Below are 16,684 nucleotides of genomic sequence, written 5' to 3'. Positions count from 1 at the left end.
TCTATCTCCTCTCTTTTTTCGTCTTTATGGCGGCTTGTCGGAAAGCTTGATCCAAATCATCCATCAAATCGTCAACATGTTCGATCCCCACCGACAAACGAAGCAGCCGGTCGGTCACGCCTGCCTTCTTCCGCATCTCTTCGGGAATATCGGCATGCGTTTGGGTGACCGGATAAGTCATCAGGCTTTCCACTCCTCCCAAACTCTCCGCAAAAGTAATAATCTTCAAATGATTAAGGATAAAGGGGATTTGGTCCGGGTCTTTCACATGGAATGAAATCATGCCCCCGTATCCCTCCGCCTGTTCATCCAAGATCTTTCGCCCGGCCGGATCCAAGGACGGATGAAAAACCTCGTCCACCTGGGGATGTGCGGCCAAAAATCCGGCCAGCTTTTGCGCATTTTCCTGGTGCTTTTGCATACGAAGCGCCAATGTTTTCATTCCCCGCATCAACAGCCAGGCATCCAAAGGACCCAACACTGCCCCGATGGAATTGTGGACAAACCGCAGGCGCTCGGTCCATTCTTCTCCTTTGGCCACAATCAATCCGGCCAGCACATCATTATGCCCGCCCAAGTATTTCGTGGCACTGTGAATCACAATGTCGGCTCCCAGCGTCAGCGGCTTTTGGAAAAAAGGAGTCATAAACGTATTGTCCACAATGACACACAAATTTCTTTGCCGGGCCCACCGGCACAACAACCGGATATCAACCACCTGCATGAGCGGATTGGTGGGGGATTCGATAAAAAGGCCTTTGGTGTTCGGCTGAAGTGCTCCTTCGATTTCTTCCGGATTGCGCAAATCCACATAAGAAAACGTCAATCCGTATTGTGACAAAACTTGTTCAAACAACCGGTACGTTCCGCCGTACAAATCCAGCGACACAATGAAATGGTCGCCTTTTTCAAACAATCCCATCACGGTGTGAATCGCAGCCATACCGGAACTACAGGCATAACCTTCATCTCCTTCTTCCAATTCGGCGATGCTGGCTTCCACCACCTCACGGGTGGGATTGGCGGTTCTCGAATAATCATAGCCAGTACTTTTTCCGGAGATATGCTCGTAAGTGGTCGAAAAATAGACCGGAAAACTGACAGCGCCGGTGGTCTTTTCTTTTTTGTTGCCGATCTGCGCCAACCTGGTTTCCAATCTCATGGCTGCCCCTCCCTTGATGTTAACAATCATGAAAAAAGCCTCTTCCCATAAGAGAAGAGGCTTTTATGCTGAACACAATCGCACGCAAATTCAAGCTTCTTCTCTTATCTTTCAGAAACCGGGGTTTCTGCAGGAATTGGCACCATCCGGTGCATCGGTTGCACCGAGGTTGCCGGGCTTCATCGGGCCAGTCCCTCCGCCACTCTGGATAAGAGAATCGTTCCTGATCCATATAATGTTGTTGCCGTAAGTTATATGATCATTATACCGATTGGCAAAATAAAAAGTCAAGGAGCTACAAAGTGATCTGATCGCGGAACTGCTCCAGCGTTTTTTCCCCGATTCCAGGGACGTTGGAGATTTCTTCAATGCTTTGAAAGGGCCCGTTTTCCTCACGATAGCTCACAATCGCTTGCGCTTTTTTGGCTCCCACACCGTTTAATTGTTGCAATTCTTCAGCCGTCGCCGAATTGATGTTAATTTTCCCACCCGTTCCGTCTGCGGGCGGATTCATCCATGCCGTTCCTTGCAGCGTTTCCCCCTTTTTGGGAATGTAAACCACTTTTCCGTCGGTCAAGCGTCCGGCCAGGTTGACTTGATCCAAATCGCATCGGATCGGGCACCGCCTGCTTTCAATATGGCGTCATGCACTCTGGACTCCGGATCCAGACGGTAAATGCCCGGCTTTTTGACGGCTCCTTTCACATCGATCATGATCCATGGATTTTTTTCTCCAGCCGTGTCTGGCGAATCGGATGCGTCCGCTTCCGCAGGCTGATAAGGAGTGAGCGGAGCCGCTGATTCTTTGGGGGTTTCATCCTGTTTCCAGATCCAAACCAGGCAAACGATCAGCGCCAATGCCAAACCGCCCGACACGATCATCCATTTCTTTTCCCGGGAAGTAAAATCCCACTCCCATTGCACCATCGGCCTACCCCTTTCCGTTTTCGCCAAGGACATGTTTTTACAAATTATTCCATAATCCCGCAAAAAAACCTTCTTCCAAAGCAAAGAAAAAACGGCCCGCCAAAACCGGCAGACCGTTTTTATGTTTGCAACTATTTCACCACAATATTCACCAGTTTTCCGGGCACCACGATCACTTTGCGCACTGTTTTTCCTTCCGTCCAATGTTTGATCCGTTCATTGTCGAGCGCTTGTTTTTCAATCTCTTCCCGGGAAGCCTGGGTCGGCACCACGATTTTATCCCGCACTTTCCCGTTGATCTGAACAGCCAATTCCACTTCATCCAAGACCAGCGCCGATTCATCATAAGACGGCCACGCTGTCTGATGGACACTTCCTTCTTTCCCCATCACGGACCATAATTCTTCCGACATATGGGGCACAAACGGAGCGAGCAAGACCACGAGCGTCTCCAACGCTTCTTTGTACAAAGCAGGATCCGTTTCACCCGCATGTTGGTACAATCCGTTGACCAGCTCCATAATCGCGCTCACCGCGGTATTGAAGTGGTTTCTTTCCCCGATCTCAATGGTCACTTTCTTGATGGTTTGATGCAAAAGACGGCGCAGCTCTTTGGTTTTGCCATCCGCTTTCGCACCAGACGGGACCGGTTGCTTGAACAGCTCTTCGTTCTGTACGACCAGACGCCATACCCGGTTCAAGAAACGGTGAACTCCTTCCACACCGGATTCACTCCAATCCAGATCACGGTCAGGGGGAGCCGCAAACAGGATGAAGAGGCGGGCGGTATCCGCACCGTATTTCTCCACAATTTCCAAAGGACTGACCACATTTCCTTTGGATTTGGACATTTTAAACCCGTCTTTCAACACCATTCCTTGCGTCAACAAACTTTCAAACGGCTCATCGACCGAAACCATGCCGGCATCATAAAACACTTTGGTAAAGAACCGGGAATAAAGCAGATGCAACACCGCATGCTCGATGCCGCCGATATATTCATCGACCGGCATAAAGCGGTCCGCTTTTTCTTTTGCAAACGGGATCTCTTCATTATGCGGATCGGCATACCGCAAGAAATACCACGAAGAATCCACAAAGGTGTCCATCGTGTCCGTCTCTCGGCGGGCCGGTTTTCCGCATTTCGGGCAAGTGGTGTGCACAAAACTTTCCGAAGTGGCAAGCGGATTGCTTTTCCCATCAAAAACCACATCTTCCGGCAACAGAACCGGCAATTGATCCTTGGGAACCGGCACGATATGGCAATCATCGCAGTAAACCACCGGGATGGGCGTTCCCCAATAGCGTTGCCGCGAGATCAACCAATCCCGCAACCGGTAATTCACCGTCCATTTTCCTTGTCCCCGCTCTTCCAGGAACTTCGCAATCGCATGGATCGCTTCCCGGTTTTTCATGCCGTCAAATTCGCCCGAGGAAAACAACACGCCGTCTCCGGTGTATGCTTCACGCAACGGTTCGCTGAGTTCCTCATTCTCCGGACGGATGACCGGTTTCACCGGCAATTGGTATTTGGACGCAAATGCGAAATCCCGTTCATCATGAGCCGGTACCCCCATGACGGCACCCGTTCCGTAATCCATCAACACATAGTTGCCCACCCAGATCGGGATGGCCTCTCCCGTCAACGGATGTTGCGCATACGCTCCCGTCGGATGGCCCACTTTTTCGGCATCGTTGCTGGTCCGTTCAATCTCGGATTGTTTTTGGGTTTGGTTGATAAACTCAAGAATCTTGGCTTCGTTTTCTTTTCCTTTGATCAACCGGGGAACCAGCGGATGCTCCGGTGCCAACACCAAGTAACTGACCCCGTACAACGTATCCGGCCGGGTGGTGAAGACCGTGATTTTTTCATCGGACAACTCCGGCACCGTAAACGTGACATGCGCTCCCTCACTGCGTCCGATCCAGTTTCGTTGCATGGCTTTGACCCGTTCCGGCCATTTCGGCAAACGGTCCAGTCCCTCGAGCAAACGGTCTGCATAATCGGTAATCTTGAAAAACCATTGCTCCAGCTCTTTTTTGGTCACTTCCGAATCACAGCGCCAGCATTTGCCGTCTTCCACTTGTTCATTGGCCAATACCGTGCCGCAGGACGGGCACCAGTTGACCATCGCTTTTTTCCGGTAAGCCAGTCCACGTTCATAGAAAAGCAAAAACAACCATTGGTTGAACTTGTAATAATCCGGTAAACAAGTTCCCACATAACGATCCCAATCGTAGGAAGCACCCAAAAGCGATTGTTCGCGGCGAATGCGTTCCATGTTGTTCAGTGTCCATTCCCGCGGATTCACGCCACGCTGGATCGCTGCGTTTTCGGCCGGCAGTCCGAAGGCATCCGCCCCCATCGGGTGCAACACGTTGTAGCCGTTCATTCGCCGGAACCGGGCCACCACATCGCCGATCGAATAAACCCGCGTGTGTCCCATGTGCAACCCTTCCCCCGAAGGATAAGGGAACTGTTCCAGCACATAATATTTCGGTTTGTTTGCACTCTCATCCGTTTGATAAAGATTGGTTTTTCTCCAATGTTCTTGCCATTTGGCTTCAATTTCCCTTGGAGAGTACTCCTTCATGCCTGTATACCTCCATCAATCTGATTTCAAGCGATCGTGTCATTAAAAAAACCTCCCACCCCCAGCATCTTCGGCTAGGGACGAGAGGTTGTTTCCAAATTCCCGCGGTACCACCCTAATTAGTGTTTCAAAAAACACTCCCTCATGGATCCGGTAACGGGGATGAACCGCCAAAAAGTACTGACGTGACCGCGTTCCTCTTTGGAGCAATGAGGCGAGTTCATTTGCTTCCCGGATTGACTCGCACCATCCGTCAACTCTCTGAGCCGGGAGTGGGCAAATTACTACTCCTCATCATCGCTGTCGCATTCAAAAGTTGTTTCTTAAGATTATATGAAAACAAACAGACCCGTGTCAACATTTTTCTCCAATTTCAACGTGGACACACCGCCCGTTTTTCATTCAAACCCAATCTATTGGACATGGACCTGCCTGGCATCGCCCCACAAGCGCTCCAAGCCGTAAAATTCACGATCATCTTTGTGGAAAACATGGACAACCACATCACCGAGATCCATCAGAACCCAACGGGCTTCCTGATAACCTTCCATCCCTTTGAGTTCCACGTTGTTTTCCAATAATTTGTCTTTGATTGCGGTGGCGATCGCTTGAACTTGTGTTTGCGAATTCCCGTGGCAGATCACAAAGTAATCTGCAAAGACGGATAATCCGCGAATATCCAAGACCGTGACATCTTGTGCTTTTTTCTCCTCGGCAGCGGTGGCTGCTAACTGAGCGATTTCCACGACTTTCAAACAGATTCCTCCCTTGAATCCTTTTGGGCAACCTGATCCAGCATATGATTGCGTGCATCAAGTGTAAGCGGATAAACCTTCAGGCCTTTTTCGATCAAAAAGACAATGGTGTTGTCCAGCGATTGAAGCACGGCCAGATCCAGGCTTTTTTCCGCAATCCTCCGGACTTCCTCCACCCCGGGAAATTTCCGGCCCGGCTCAATGTAATCGGCCAGAAAAATGATCTTTTCCATTTTCGACATATCGGGGCGGCCGGAAGTATGGTACCGGATCGCATTCAAGACCGTTTCATCCTCAATCCCGAACCGTTTCCGGGCCACGGCCGCGCCAACGGGGCCATGCCACAATTCTTTGTTGTACAGGAGCAAGTCCTGCCGCTCGTTTTCTTTTAAAATCCACTCGGTCAGTACTTCCCCGGGCCAAAACTTGCAAAAATCATGCAAAATGGCGGCTGCTTCCGTCTTGTGCGGATCCACTCCTTCCCGCCCGGCCAGTTGAACGGCCGTTTCTGCAACACGAAGGGTATGCTCCCACCTTTTTTGAGGCAACTCTTTCTTTGTAGCTTGCTTTAAATACTCAAGATCCATACAACCCTTGCTCCTTTATATATTTGTATACGGAATCGGGGACAAGATAACGAACCGACCGGTTCAGCATGAGGCGTTTGCGTATGATGCTTGAGGAAATATTGGTTTCCACGGCGTCCGGAATCCACATCAATCGTTCTTCGATAAATTCCGGCAACGCATCGTGATCAACCCCGGGGCGTCCAAGACCGATCACATGAACATTTTGTATAATTTCCTTTATTTTATACCATTTTGGTAAATTTTTCACCATGTCCGCCCCCACAAGCAGAAAAAACTCCACATGCGGATTTTGTTTTTTCAGCTCCATGATCGTGTCCACTGTATAGGAAGGGCCGGAGCGCAGCAACTCGATCGGATTGACTTTAAATTGCGGATGCCCCTCGACCGCAAGCTCCACCATTTTTTTCCGCTCCTCGGCCGGGGTGAGCGGTTTCCCTTGCTTGTGCGGGGGCTCGCCCGCAGGAATAAACCAAATTTCATGGAGGGATGCCGCTTCCCGTGCTTGTTCGGCGAGCAACAAGTGCCCGAAATGGACGGGATCAAAAGTGCCTCCAAAAATCCCTACCTTCATTCGCATCATTCATCCTTTAATCTTCTTTTAAGGAATCGGCCAAAACTTGCTTCATCAAGGATACGGGTGCGGGGACGCCTGTCCATTTTTCAAAGGCGATCGCCGCCTGATAAACCAGCATCCCCAATCCTTCATGCACCTTGGCTCCCTGTTGTTTGGCCCCTTTTAACAGCGCGGTCTCCCGCGGATGATAAATCAAATCGCTCACGTATTGACCCTCGTGAAGCCATTCTGTCGGCACCGGTGTTGCATCCCGGTCAGGATGCATGCCCACCGATGTGGTATTGATCACCAAATCGGCTTTTTCAATCACATCTTTTCCCTCTTTTAAGGAAACAGCCCGGGTTTGGGTAAACGAAGCCAAATGGTTCGCCAAAGCTTCCGCTTTTTCCACCGTCCGGTTGGCGACCGAAATTTCGGGAACACCTGCGGTTGCCAAAGCATATCCGACCGCCCGGGCGGCCCCGCCGGCTCCCAAAATCACGGCTTTCAGTTTGGAAAAAGGCAAGTCCCACTCTTCTTTCAGTGACCTTAAATAACCGGGCCCGTCGGTATTATATCCCACCCATTTTCCTTCTTCACACACAACGGTGTTGACCGCGCCGATCGCCAGGGCCGATTCATCGATCTCATCCAAATGTTCCATGATCGCCACTTTGTGAGGGATGGTCACATTCCATCCTTTCACCCCGAGGGCCCGGAATCCATTCACTGCTTCCTTCAACCGTTCCGGCGCCACTTGAAAAGCCAGGTATACATAAGGCAATCCATGGCTCTTTAAGGCCCGGTTCATCATATCCGGCGACTTGGAGTGGCCGACCGGATCCCCGATCAAAGCCAGAAGTCCTGTTTGACTGTCCACTTGGGCTCCCCCTCTGTTTTCTTTATTTATATTATGGACGGACGGGTGCTCACTCCGGTCCCCTCCGGAGCATAAACTTCAACCCACGCCGCATTCTTGCCACAGGCCACCCATCCCAATCCGGGGATGACAATGTCCGTCTTCTCCTCTCCTTTCAAATGGATCACGTGCTTTTTAAGCGGCGGCAAATTGTCCGGATGTTTGGGAGGGGACAGCAATTTTCCGTGATGTTTGTCCCACACTTCATCCGCTTTTTTCAATTTCGTGCGGTGAATGTATAACTGATTGGATAAATAACAAACAAACGACTGTCTGTTTCCCCGGACAAAGTCAAAGCGGACCAATCCGCCGAAAAACAACGTTTGTTGATCATTCAACTGATACACCCGCGGCTTGATCGTTTTGTGGGGAATCACCGATTTCAACTCCCCGGGCTCCACCCATTCGCTCACCCGGTCCTTCCGGACAATCCCCGGGGTGTCGACCAAAAATTTCCCGTCTTCCAACGGGATCCGGATGGCGTCCAGAGTCGTTCCCGGATAAGGAGAGGTAGTGATAATTTCTTTTTCCGTGAGCTTGGCTTTTTTCAAAATTTGATTGATCAGGGTCGATTTTCCCACGTTGGTCGTTCCGATCATGTAGACATCCCGATGGTTTCTGTAAAATTCAATCGCTTCCATCACCTGACGGATGCCAACCCCGGCTTCCGCACTGATCAACACCACATCCACCGGCCGGATCCCCAACTCTTTCGCCGACTGAAAAATCCATTCCCTGAGCCGTTCCCGTTTCACGCTGGGCGGGAATAAATCCACTTTATTGGCTGCAATCAAAACCGGAAGATTTCCGATTCGGCGGGCCAATCCCGGAATCCAACTTCCGGCGAAATCAAACAGATCCACCACCCATACAACAAAGCCTTCACTGCGGGCAATTTCGTCAAGGCGATGAAGATACGCATCCGGATCTTGCTCCACTTTGGCCATTTCCCCGTAATGGCGAATCCGGAAGCAACGTTTGCACAAAACCACTTCCCGCTCCAATGCTTGTTCGGGGATGTATCCCGGCTGATTTGGATCTTCGGTTTGCAGGGCAATTCCGCATCCTTCACAATGTTTCGTTTCTGAATCCAACCATCTGACTCCTTTCTTGTCCGTTTCTGTTCAACTTTTATGAATATCCCAGGGAATCAACCCCTTTTTTTCCAACAAACGAAAGACAAACCGTTCCACCCTCCGGTTGATTCGCGTGAAAAACCCGTCGACTTCGGAAACCGGCACCACCAGGATGGTAAAAAAACCCATCCGGTTTCCGCCCAAAACATCCGTCAACAACTGATCCCCGATCACAACCGTTTCCTGTTTGGAAACCCCCAACTCTTTGAGCGCGCGGCGAAACGCGGAAGAAAACGGCTTTTTGGCCGCATGAATATAAGGGATCCCGAGCGGATCCGCAAATTGGGAAACACGGGTTTTGGTATTATTGGATACGATCATCACTTTTAATCCCATTTGTTGCACTTCTTTCAACCACTCCACCAACTCCGGGGTGGCATCGGGGCGTGTCGATTCCACCAAGGTGTTATCCAAATCCACAATGACTGCCTTGATGTTTCGTTTTTTCAGTGCGGCAAAATCAATCTCATAGATCGATTGAACATACAAATCAGGTATCATTTGTTTCAACAAAGGCTACACCGTCCATTCGAAGCTTATCGGCAAATAATATATCACAGGCACAAAACGGTTTTCAAAAACCCCTCACCGGTTTAAATCGGCTTCTTGCTCTTTCCCGCTTTTCTCCTGCTCCTCCAAAACGGCCAGGAACAAATCGGCATCGGATAAATATTGAAACCACGCAATCACTTCATCCGCTTCTTGATCGATCACATTATAACCTTTATCCTCCAAAAGTTCACCGACCCGTTCAATCACATATCTGGAACGCATACCGATCCTCCTAATTTTTTGCGATTTTCCATTTCGATTTTACTTCGAGTCCCAGGCACATTCAACCAAATCATCGGAAAAATCCCTGGTACACCGCCCTTACTAATGTTATAATTTTATTTGTATAACAAATCTTTTTACAAAAATACATTTCATGAGGTTCAGGCGATGAATTATTCATACTCCTTCAAATTTTTGTGGTTGGGACAATCTTTAGCCAATTTGGCGGATTCGTTTTACATGCTGGCCATTGTCACCCTGATTTACGGAAAGACGGGATCTGCCGCGATATCTGCTTTCATCCCGGTCATTCGCATCATCGCCAAGTTTATCAGTGGCATCATCTCGCCTCTGTTGCTGGAACGTTATCGTCTTCTACCTTTGCTGATCACTGCCCAAGGGAGCCAGACCCTTTTAATGGGACTGTTGATCCTGAGCATCGATTGGTGGAAGGACTCCGCTTCGTTGACGCTCGTCATTTGGCTGTTTATCATTCTTCTTGCTTTTTTTGACGGATGGACCAACCCGGCAAGAAATTCCCTGGTTCCGCGCCTTGTCACAAAAGAGCAATTGGTGAAAGCCAACGGACTTTTATCCACTTCGGACCAAACCGTCCTGCTTGTCGGCTGGGGAGCCGGGGGGATGTTGATTGAATTGCTGGGGGCCCATCAGGTGCTTTGGCTGACTGCCGTTTGTTTTCTCATTTCCACCCTTTCTTTGTTCTTCATTCATGATCCCCATCGCAAAGAAAGGATTTCGGTCGAAAAAACATCGCACCGGAAAGCAATGAAAGAGGGTTGGCAACTGTTATTCCGTCATCCGGTTCTGAAAAGGCTTGCAGCGATCGATTTTCTCGATTACACTGCTTCATCGGTGTGGATCGGCGCCATCACCCTGACCTTCGTCGACAAAGTGTTGCATGAACAGCATACCTGGTGGGGATTTATCAACAGCAGTTACTTTTTGGGCACGATGATCGGCGGAATGCTGGTGATTCGTTACAGCCAATCCATCGAAAAAAGATTATACAAAATTTTAATATTTTCAGGTTTTGCATCTATCTTGTTCAAACTCATTTTCGGTTTTGTCACGTTCCCGGTCATTTCGCTCATCACCATCTTTTTGCTCGGTTTTCCCTATCAGGCAAAAGGCGTGGCCAAAAAGACGCTGTATCAACTCCACACCACGCTGGACACCATGCCGAAAGTATTTTCGGCGCAGTATGCGTTATGTTGTGTCGCATACGGCACTTCCTGCTTTTTGATGGGCTGGGTTGCCGACCACTTTTCCGTGCAATGGGTTTATGTCATCGCCGCAGTCGCCAGCACCGTTGCCGCCGTTGTCTCTTATCCGCTGAAAAAGTTCGAGGCACGAACCATTCCGGTCCGTTCCCAATCGATGACCTGAGAAAAAAGGAGCGGGATTTTCCCCGCTCCTTTTTATTCTCAAACCCTTTCAATTTTTTCCATCTGACAGGGTGCATCCGTCACCGTCCCCGAATCTGTCATTCATTTTCTGCATTTTTTTCAGATGTGTTGTTTCTGTTCTTTGTTTTTTTTTAAGTAATACCACAAAATAAAGGCTGCAGCCATCACCAGGATAATGGTGATCATCACTCCGACTTTTCGGGTCATGGCAAGAAAACGTTCAACCGTTTCCAAACTCCCGTAATTTCCGATAAACAACAAAAGCGTATTCCACGGAAACACACCCAGATAACTCAAAAGCCCGAACCGCCAGACGGAAATGTCGCTGATGCCAGATATATAAGAGATATAATTCCCAAATCCGGTGGGACGTGACAAGGTAATGCTCCATTCTCCGTACTTTTGGAACCAATCCTGGGCTTTTTTCACTTTTTTCTCATCAAATTTCTTCTGGGTTAAATTTCCCAAATATTTCCCGATATAATAAGGAATCAAACTGAACACGACGTAAACGAGACTGTTCAGCGCACTGATCGCCACCAATTGCCACGTACTCACATCCATCAAATACCCGTAAATCAAAACAAAAGTCGCCCCGGGAAACGGAAGTGATGAAGCTTCAATCGCCGTTGCTGCAAAAAGCCCCCATACGCCGCATTTCTCCAAAAAGTCCAATGCCGTTTGCAGCATATCTCCACTCCTCATTGACTATATGTTTCAAAGCCAGCCGCTCTGATTTTTTCTCGACATAAAAAACCGAACCATATCAGCAATTTGATTTTATTATAACATACTATAAATGGAAAAAATAAATATGAGGATGACATAAAGCCGGCTTATCTAATGCTTGACGATCTCCGCTTCCACTTCCAACCGCACATTCCCCCGAAGCGCATTGGAAATCATGCAATTCTTCTCAGCCAACTCCACCGCCCGCTCGATTTTTTTCAGCTCTTCATCCGTCGTTCCTTCTTCCAGAATCAATTTCGGGCGATGAATGATCGCTTCAAAGGTGAATTTTTTATCCACATGGACAATGCCTTCGGTTTCCAGCGACAATTTACGAACCGGCATGTTCCCTCTTTCAATCATCGCCGCCAACGTGATGAGATAACAAGTGGCCGCCGCCCCGATCAACATTTCATCCGGATTGGTACCGACACCGGGGCCGTCCATTTCTTTTGGAATGGAAATGGTCTGTTTCAAGTTTCCAGCTTCAATCGTTCCTTGTCCGTTTCGGCCTCCATCCCAGCTTGCCTTTAAATAAAAATGATGTCGTGCCATTTTTCATCACCTGTCTTCTTTATATGAAATCATCTGCCTCAATGGTTCGTTACTTCAGCCTTCCACCTTCATTTGTTAATAAATCCATTTTAACAAGAATCGGAACCAATACCAGTGAACAACCCATGAAAGTCTCACACGATGATGAGGTCTTTGGGGAAGGAAGTCAACAATTCCGCGCCATCTTTGGCAATATAAACATCGTCTTCAATCCGGACCCCGCCGACTCCGGGAACATAAACCCCCGGTTCAACGGTAAACACCATGCCTTCTTTCAGCGGATGGTCATTGTTTCCGTGAAGGGAAGGATATTCATGAACACTGATTCCGAGCCCGTGCCCCAACCGGTGCGTGAAATAAGCCCCATAGCCGGCATCGGAAATCTTTTTCCGGGCGATTTGATCCAGATCGCCCATGCGCACACCGGGCCGTGCTGCATCAATGGCCGCTTGTTGCGCTTCCAGGACAAGCCGGTAAATTTCCCGTTGTTTGGAACCGGCCGATCCAAACGCCACCGTCCGGGTGATGTCCGAACAATATCCGTTCCAGACAACCCCCAGGTCAAACAATACCAAATCCCCTTTTTTCAGGCGGTTCATCCCCGGATTTCCATGCGGCAATGCGGTTTTTTCGCCAAATAACACCATGGTGGGAAAGGACATGGCGGCGACGCCTTTTTGCTTCATGGCCAGTTCAATTTGTGCCACGATGTCCATTTCCGTGCAACCTTCTTTTAAGTGCTCAATCCCGGCTTGCACCGCTTCATCCGCCAAGCGGGCCGCTTCCTTCAAAATCTGCCGCTCCCGCTCATCTTTGACCAAACGCAATTGGTTCAGTGTTTCATCCAAGGAGCAAAACCGGACTTCTTCCGCCAGGGTTTGAAGTTTTTGGGACCTTGCGTAAGAAACCACGTGTTCTTCGATCGCGATGTTCAGACGCTTTTTCAAAGAGCGGCGATTCCACTCCTCACGGATCAATGCCCACGGGTCCTCCGCATCGTCATAGCCGATCACGTGACCGGTCCAACCGGCCTCTCTCGCGGCTTGTTCTTCCATTTTCGGACAAACCAAAAACGATTCCGCTTCTTGAAACACAAATAACCCCAACAATCGTTCATGGGGGTGGCACATAAAGTTGGTGAAATAATATACATTCTCCGACGAATGGACAAAAGCCGCATCGATTTCTCCGGCTTTCAGCCAGTCCGTCAACCGGTCAAGTCGTTGTTGTTGGATCATGTTTTCTCCCTCTTTTTTAATCAAATCATACCACAACCTAACCTTTTCCAACAAATCAACCGTTCAGGGGCCGCCCTGTCATTTGTCAAAAAATTAATGGTTTCGATTGAAAAAATAAGGGAATATATAATATTTATAAAATATTATGATTCATCTTGCTGAGAAGGAGGAGACCTGCCATGAATCAGAACGGATACTTGTGTGAGCATTGCGGCAAAGAGGAAGCCAAATATGAGGCACGTTTTGTTATGGAGGGAAAAAACATTTTGCTTTGCGAACATTGCCTGAAACACTTTGATTCATCCCATTGCCCGCCGGTGTTTCACACCGAAGCCGGTTGGGAGTGGAAAACGCAAAAAAGGGCTTAATCCCCGCGGAATGAAAAAGGGTCTTTCCGGGGAAAAAAGCCCTTTTTCCATGGACTTTTTTAAAAAATCCCCAACCGGCCGATCCGGTAAGCCGCTTCTTGCAGACGTTCTTCCGGTGTCAACAATCCGACCCGGACATACCGGTCTCCTTGCCGCCCAAAGCCTACGCCCGGAGCGACGGCCACATGCGCTTTTTCGATCAAGAGATCGGAAAACGTCTCCGAATCATATCCTTCAGGAACCGGAAACCAGCAAAAGAAGGAACCTTGCGGCGCTTCCACCTTCCAGCCGATTTCCCTCAAATGACGGATAAAGAGGTTCCGCCTCCGTTCATACATCCCGACCAACTCACGCACACAATCCTGCGGCCCCAAAAGCGCTTTGGCCGCCGCTTGTTGAATGCCGCCAAACAGGCTGCAATAAAAATGGTCCTGGATCAGGTTGACGGACCGGATCACTTCTTCATGCCCGACGGCAAAAGCGATTCTCCAGCCGGCCATGTTGTAAGTTTTGCTCATGGTGTAAATTTCGACGCCAACGTCTTTGGCCCCCGGCGTTTGCAAAAAACTGCGTGGTTTCTGCCCGTCAAATCCGATGGCAGAATATGCAAAATCATGAACCACCAAAACATGATGCCGCTTGGCAAAACGCACGGTTTCCTCAAAAAACGCCGCATGGGCCAAAGCGCCCGTCGGATTATTGGGATAATTGAGAAACATCAACTTTGCCCGGTCTGCGCTTTCGGGATCAATCTGTCCGTAATCCGGCAAAAACCCGTTTTCTTTCAAAAGGGGCATCATGTACATCCGGCCGCCGGCCATGGCAATCCCCGACCAATAATCCGGATACCCCGGATCAGGGACCAATGCCACATCCCCCGGATTTAGATAACACTGCGAAATTTCCACCAATCCGGTTTTTCCCCCGAACAACACCGCCACTTCTTTTTCCGGATCCAGCCGGACCCCGTACTCGCGATCATAAAATTGGCTGACGGCTTCTTTTAAAAAAGAAAAACCGTGAAACGGCGGGTATTTATGGTACTTGGGATTTGAAGCCGCTTCTTGCAGTTCCTTGACGATATGTGGAGGTGTGGGTTGATCCGGGCTTCCCTGTCCCAGGTTGATCACATCATGGCCTGCTTCCACCGCCCTCCCCACTTTTCGGACCAGTTTGGCAAAAAATTGTTCCGGCAATCGTTTTAAGGCATCAGCTTGTTCAAATCTCTCCATCCTGACCACATCCCGTCTATTCAAATATTCTTGAAAATATATTGAATTATGTTATATGTTAAAAGAAAATCTGTCAAAGGATCTGGAGGAAAACCATGCAAAAAACCGTTGCCTTGATTCAAATGGACATAGCCTACGGACAGCCCGAAGCCAACCGGAAAAAAGTGGAGGAAAAAATCGCACAGGCGATGGAACAACAACCGGATTTGATCATGCTTCCGGAACTTTGGGACACGGGATACGATTTGACACGGTTGGATGAAATCGCGGATGACCACGGTCAAACCAATAAATCCTTTTTGCAGGGTCTCGCCCGAAAACATCAGGTGTCCGTCATCGGCGGCTCCGTTTCCAACCGGGAAGAAACCGGTACGTACAATACATTGTATGCCTTCGACCCTTCCGGCAAGCAGACGGTGGAATACAAAAAAGTGCATTTATTCCGTCTGATGGAAGAAGAAAAATATCTGAAAGCCGGCAATCAGGAAGGCGTCTTCCAATGGGACGGCTTGCTGTGTGCGGCAGCCATTTGCTACGATATCCGCTTTCCGGAATGGATCCGGAAAATGATGCTCCGTGGCGCCCATGTGTTGTTTGTGCCCGCCGAATGGCCCGAACCACGGCTTTCTCACTGGCGTCACCTCTTAATCAGCCGCGCGGTTGAAAACCAATGTTATGTCGTCGCTTGCAACCGGGCGGGAAAAGATCCAAAAAATACTTTCGCGGGCCATTCCATGGTGGTGGATCCGTGGGGAGAAGTGATTGCCGAAGCCGGAGAAAACGAAGAAATTCTTTTTGCTGACTTGGATTTGTCCCTGGTGCAAAAAGTCCGTTCCACCATCCCTGTCTTCACGGACCGCCGGCCGGAACTCTATGAATAATCCCCGCCGCCCCGTGAGTCTCTTTTTCCAAAAAAGGGACTCATTTCATGAAATCCGCAAAAAGCGCCGGGTGTTTTCCCGCACTTGCCCGGCCACTTTCTCCAACGGCAATCCTTTCAACCGGGCCAGTTCTTCCAAAACCGCCCAAACCATCTGGGGTTCGGTTCGCTTGCCCGCAAACGGCTTTTCGAAAGGCCAGGGACCGTCGGTTTCGGCCATGATCCGCTCCAACGGATAGCTCCGGGCCACTTGACGCGTTTTTTCGTTGTAAAGGAGATCCGGCGTAAAAGATACATAATATCCGGACTTTTCCATCCGTTTTAATGTCTTTGGATCTGTTTTCAGCCAATGAAAATGAACACGGCGGATGGAAGTTTCCTCCAGCAAGTCACAGATCAGCGGCACATCTTCATGCACCCCGTGCAAAATCACCGGCTTGTCCCACTCATCCGCCCATTTCAACAGTGTTTGCAAGATGTGGAGATACGCCTGTTTGTCAAACGGTTTTCCTTCTTTTTTCCGCTCACGCTCCAGATAATAAGGAAGCCCCGCTTCACCGATGGCATCGATCTCCCCGCGGTGGGCATTGAGAAAGGAAAACCACCGGTCGCGGTCAAAACAAGGCGGCTGTTCCGGATGAAATCCGCATGCGGCAAAAACCTTGCCCGGAAATTTTCTCTTCAGTTGCAATGTACGCCGGCTGGACGGAAGATCCATCGACACCGCGATCATCCCTTCCAACCGGTCGTCGGATAAAAATTGCTTGATTTCCGAATCCTTGTATTTCTCCAAATGAATATGCGCATCCCAATACACTTTTGATTCCTCCGTTTTTTCCCTGGCC

General features: G+C 49.3%; 19 protein-coding genes, 1 riboswitch and 1 other annotated feature. Of the genes, 3 read left to right on the top strand and 16 right to left on the bottom strand.

All coding sequences use genetic code 11. The annotated features are described in order from the left end of the window. Position 1: 1 nt before the first annotated feature. The 11 genes from I8U21_RS01425 to I8U21_RS01375 all read right to left on the bottom strand — a co-directional run bounded on the left by I8U21_RS01425 (position 2) and on the right by I8U21_RS01375 (position 9,410). On the bottom strand, positions 2-1,162 hold the full coding sequence (locus tag I8U21_RS01425; protein WP_198053190.1) for an aminotransferase class I/II-fold pyridoxal phosphate-dependent enzyme: 1,161 nt from the start codon (positions 1,160-1,162) through the stop codon (positions 2-4). Positions 1,163-1,263: 101 nt separating this feature from the next. After that, positions 1,264-1,377, bottom strand: a riboswitch (SAM riboswitch). Positions 1,378-1,457: 80 nt separating this feature from the next. Further along, positions 1,458-1,766 (bottom strand): helix-hairpin-helix domain-containing protein, encoded by a 309-nt coding sequence (locus tag I8U21_RS01420; protein ID WP_198053086.1) that lies wholly within the window; start codon positions 1,764-1,766, stop codon positions 1,458-1,460. Further along, positions 1,736-2,089: an SLBB domain-containing protein gene (locus tag I8U21_RS01415; protein ID WP_198053085.1), complete on the bottom strand. Its 354-nt coding sequence runs from the start codon at positions 2,087-2,089 to the stop codon at positions 1,736-1,738. The genes I8U21_RS01420 and I8U21_RS01415 overlap by 31 nt, the downstream gene beginning before the upstream one ends. A 131-nt stretch (positions 2,090-2,220) precedes the next feature. Further along, the gene (gene leuS / locus I8U21_RS01410; RefSeq protein WP_181730970.1) at positions 2,221-4,683 is read right to left on the bottom strand and encodes a leucine--tRNA ligase; all 2,463 of its coding nucleotides are present in this window, start codon (positions 4,681-4,683) and stop codon (positions 2,221-2,223) included. A 73-nt stretch (positions 4,684-4,756) separates the two neighbouring features. Continuing rightward, positions 4,757-4,990, bottom strand: a binding site (T-box leader). Between the two features lie 106 nt (positions 4,991-5,096). Then, on the bottom strand, positions 5,097-5,438 hold the full coding sequence (gene rsfS / locus I8U21_RS01405) for a ribosome silencing factor (RefSeq protein WP_198053084.1): 342 nt from the start codon (positions 5,436-5,438) through the stop codon (positions 5,097-5,099). Then, positions 5,435-6,025, bottom strand: a complete 591-nt coding sequence (gene yqeK, locus I8U21_RS01400) for a bis(5'-nucleosyl)-tetraphosphatase (symmetrical) YqeK (protein WP_198053083.1) — start codon at positions 6,023-6,025, stop codon at positions 5,435-5,437. Before yqeK ends, rsfS begins: the two co-directional genes overlap by 4 nt. Beyond that, positions 6,015-6,599 (bottom strand): nicotinate-nucleotide adenylyltransferase, encoded by a 585-nt coding sequence (locus I8U21_RS01395; protein WP_198053082.1) that lies wholly within the window; start codon positions 6,597-6,599, stop codon positions 6,015-6,017. The genes yqeK and I8U21_RS01395 overlap by 11 nt, the downstream gene beginning before the upstream one ends. A gap of 16 nt (positions 6,600-6,615) precedes the next feature. Further along, complete coding sequence (gene aroE / locus I8U21_RS01390) at positions 6,616-7,461, bottom strand: shikimate dehydrogenase (protein ID WP_309544804.1); 846 nt, start codon at positions 7,459-7,461, stop codon at positions 6,616-6,618. A 26-nt stretch (positions 7,462-7,487) separates the two neighbouring features. Beyond that, complete coding sequence (yqeH, locus tag I8U21_RS01385; RefSeq protein ID WP_181730973.1) at positions 7,488-8,594, bottom strand: ribosome biogenesis GTPase YqeH; 1,107 nt, start codon at positions 8,592-8,594, stop codon at positions 7,488-7,490. Between the two features lie 30 nt (positions 8,595-8,624). Then, complete coding sequence (locus tag I8U21_RS01380; protein ID WP_181730974.1) at positions 8,625-9,146, bottom strand: YqeG family HAD IIIA-type phosphatase; 522 nt, start codon at positions 9,144-9,146, stop codon at positions 8,625-8,627. A 75-nt stretch (positions 9,147-9,221) separates the two neighbouring features. Then, entirely contained in the window at positions 9,222-9,410 is a 189-nt protein-coding gene (locus I8U21_RS01375; RefSeq protein ID WP_198053081.1) for a hypothetical protein, read from the bottom strand. Positions 9,411-9,578: 168 nt separating this feature from the next. On the opposite strand from I8U21_RS01375, the gene I8U21_RS01370 reads away from it, so the two are divergent. Continuing rightward, positions 9,579-10,817, top strand: coding sequence for an MFS transporter (locus tag I8U21_RS01370; RefSeq protein WP_198053080.1), 1,239 nt, complete (start codon positions 9,579-9,581; stop codon positions 10,815-10,817). Between the two features lie 119 nt (positions 10,818-10,936). Here I8U21_RS01370 and I8U21_RS01365 read toward each other — a convergent pair whose 3' ends face one another. From I8U21_RS01365 to I8U21_RS01355, 3 genes are all read right to left on the bottom strand, one after another. Further along, a complete protein-coding gene (locus I8U21_RS01365; protein ID WP_181730977.1) occupies positions 10,937-11,527 on the bottom strand; it encodes a DedA family protein in 591 nt (196 codons plus the stop codon). A 150-nt stretch (positions 11,528-11,677) separates the two neighbouring features. Then, positions 11,678-12,121, bottom strand: a complete 444-nt coding sequence (locus tag I8U21_RS01360) for an OsmC family protein (RefSeq protein WP_181730978.1) — start codon at positions 12,119-12,121, stop codon at positions 11,678-11,680. 134 nt (positions 12,122-12,255) lie between these two features. Further along, positions 12,256-13,359 carry a M24 family metallopeptidase gene (locus I8U21_RS01355; protein ID WP_181730979.1) on the bottom strand — a complete coding sequence of 368 codons (1,104 nt, stop codon included), beginning with the start codon at positions 13,357-13,359 and terminating at the stop codon, positions 12,256-12,258. A gap of 179 nt (positions 13,360-13,538) precedes the next feature. Here I8U21_RS01355 and I8U21_RS01350 point away from each other — a divergent pair, with 179 nt between their 5' ends. After that, positions 13,539-13,727 (top strand): hypothetical protein, encoded by a 189-nt coding sequence (locus I8U21_RS01350; RefSeq protein WP_181730980.1) that lies wholly within the window; start codon positions 13,539-13,541, stop codon positions 13,725-13,727. Positions 13,728-13,786: 59 nt separating this feature from the next. Here I8U21_RS01350 and I8U21_RS01345 read toward each other — a convergent pair whose 3' ends face one another. Then, positions 13,787-14,959 carry a pyridoxal phosphate-dependent aminotransferase gene (locus I8U21_RS01345; RefSeq protein WP_181730981.1) on the bottom strand — a complete coding sequence of 391 codons (1,173 nt, stop codon included), beginning with the start codon at positions 14,957-14,959 and terminating at the stop codon, positions 13,787-13,789. A gap of 95 nt (positions 14,960-15,054) precedes the next feature. Here I8U21_RS01345 and I8U21_RS01340 point away from each other — a divergent pair, with 95 nt between their 5' ends. After that, on the top strand, positions 15,055-15,840 hold the full coding sequence (locus I8U21_RS01340) for a carbon-nitrogen family hydrolase (protein ID WP_198053079.1): 786 nt from the start codon (positions 15,055-15,057) through the stop codon (positions 15,838-15,840). A gap of 45 nt (positions 15,841-15,885) precedes the next feature. Here the strand turns inward: I8U21_RS01340 and I8U21_RS01335 are convergent, their stop codons facing one another. Next, positions 15,886-16,656 carry a TatD family hydrolase gene (locus I8U21_RS01335; protein ID WP_198053078.1) on the bottom strand — a complete coding sequence of 257 codons (771 nt, stop codon included), beginning with the start codon at positions 16,654-16,656 and terminating at the stop codon, positions 15,886-15,888. Positions 16,657-16,684: the final 28 nt, after the last annotated feature.

Source organism: Thermoactinomyces sp. CICC 23799, assembly GCF_016055145.1.
Lineage (GTDB): Bacteria > Bacillota > Bacilli > Thermoactinomycetales > Thermoactinomycetaceae > Thermoactinomyces > Thermoactinomyces intermedius.
Note: the sequence above shows the minus strand (reverse complement) of the source record. Positions and strands in the feature narration are given on the sequence as shown.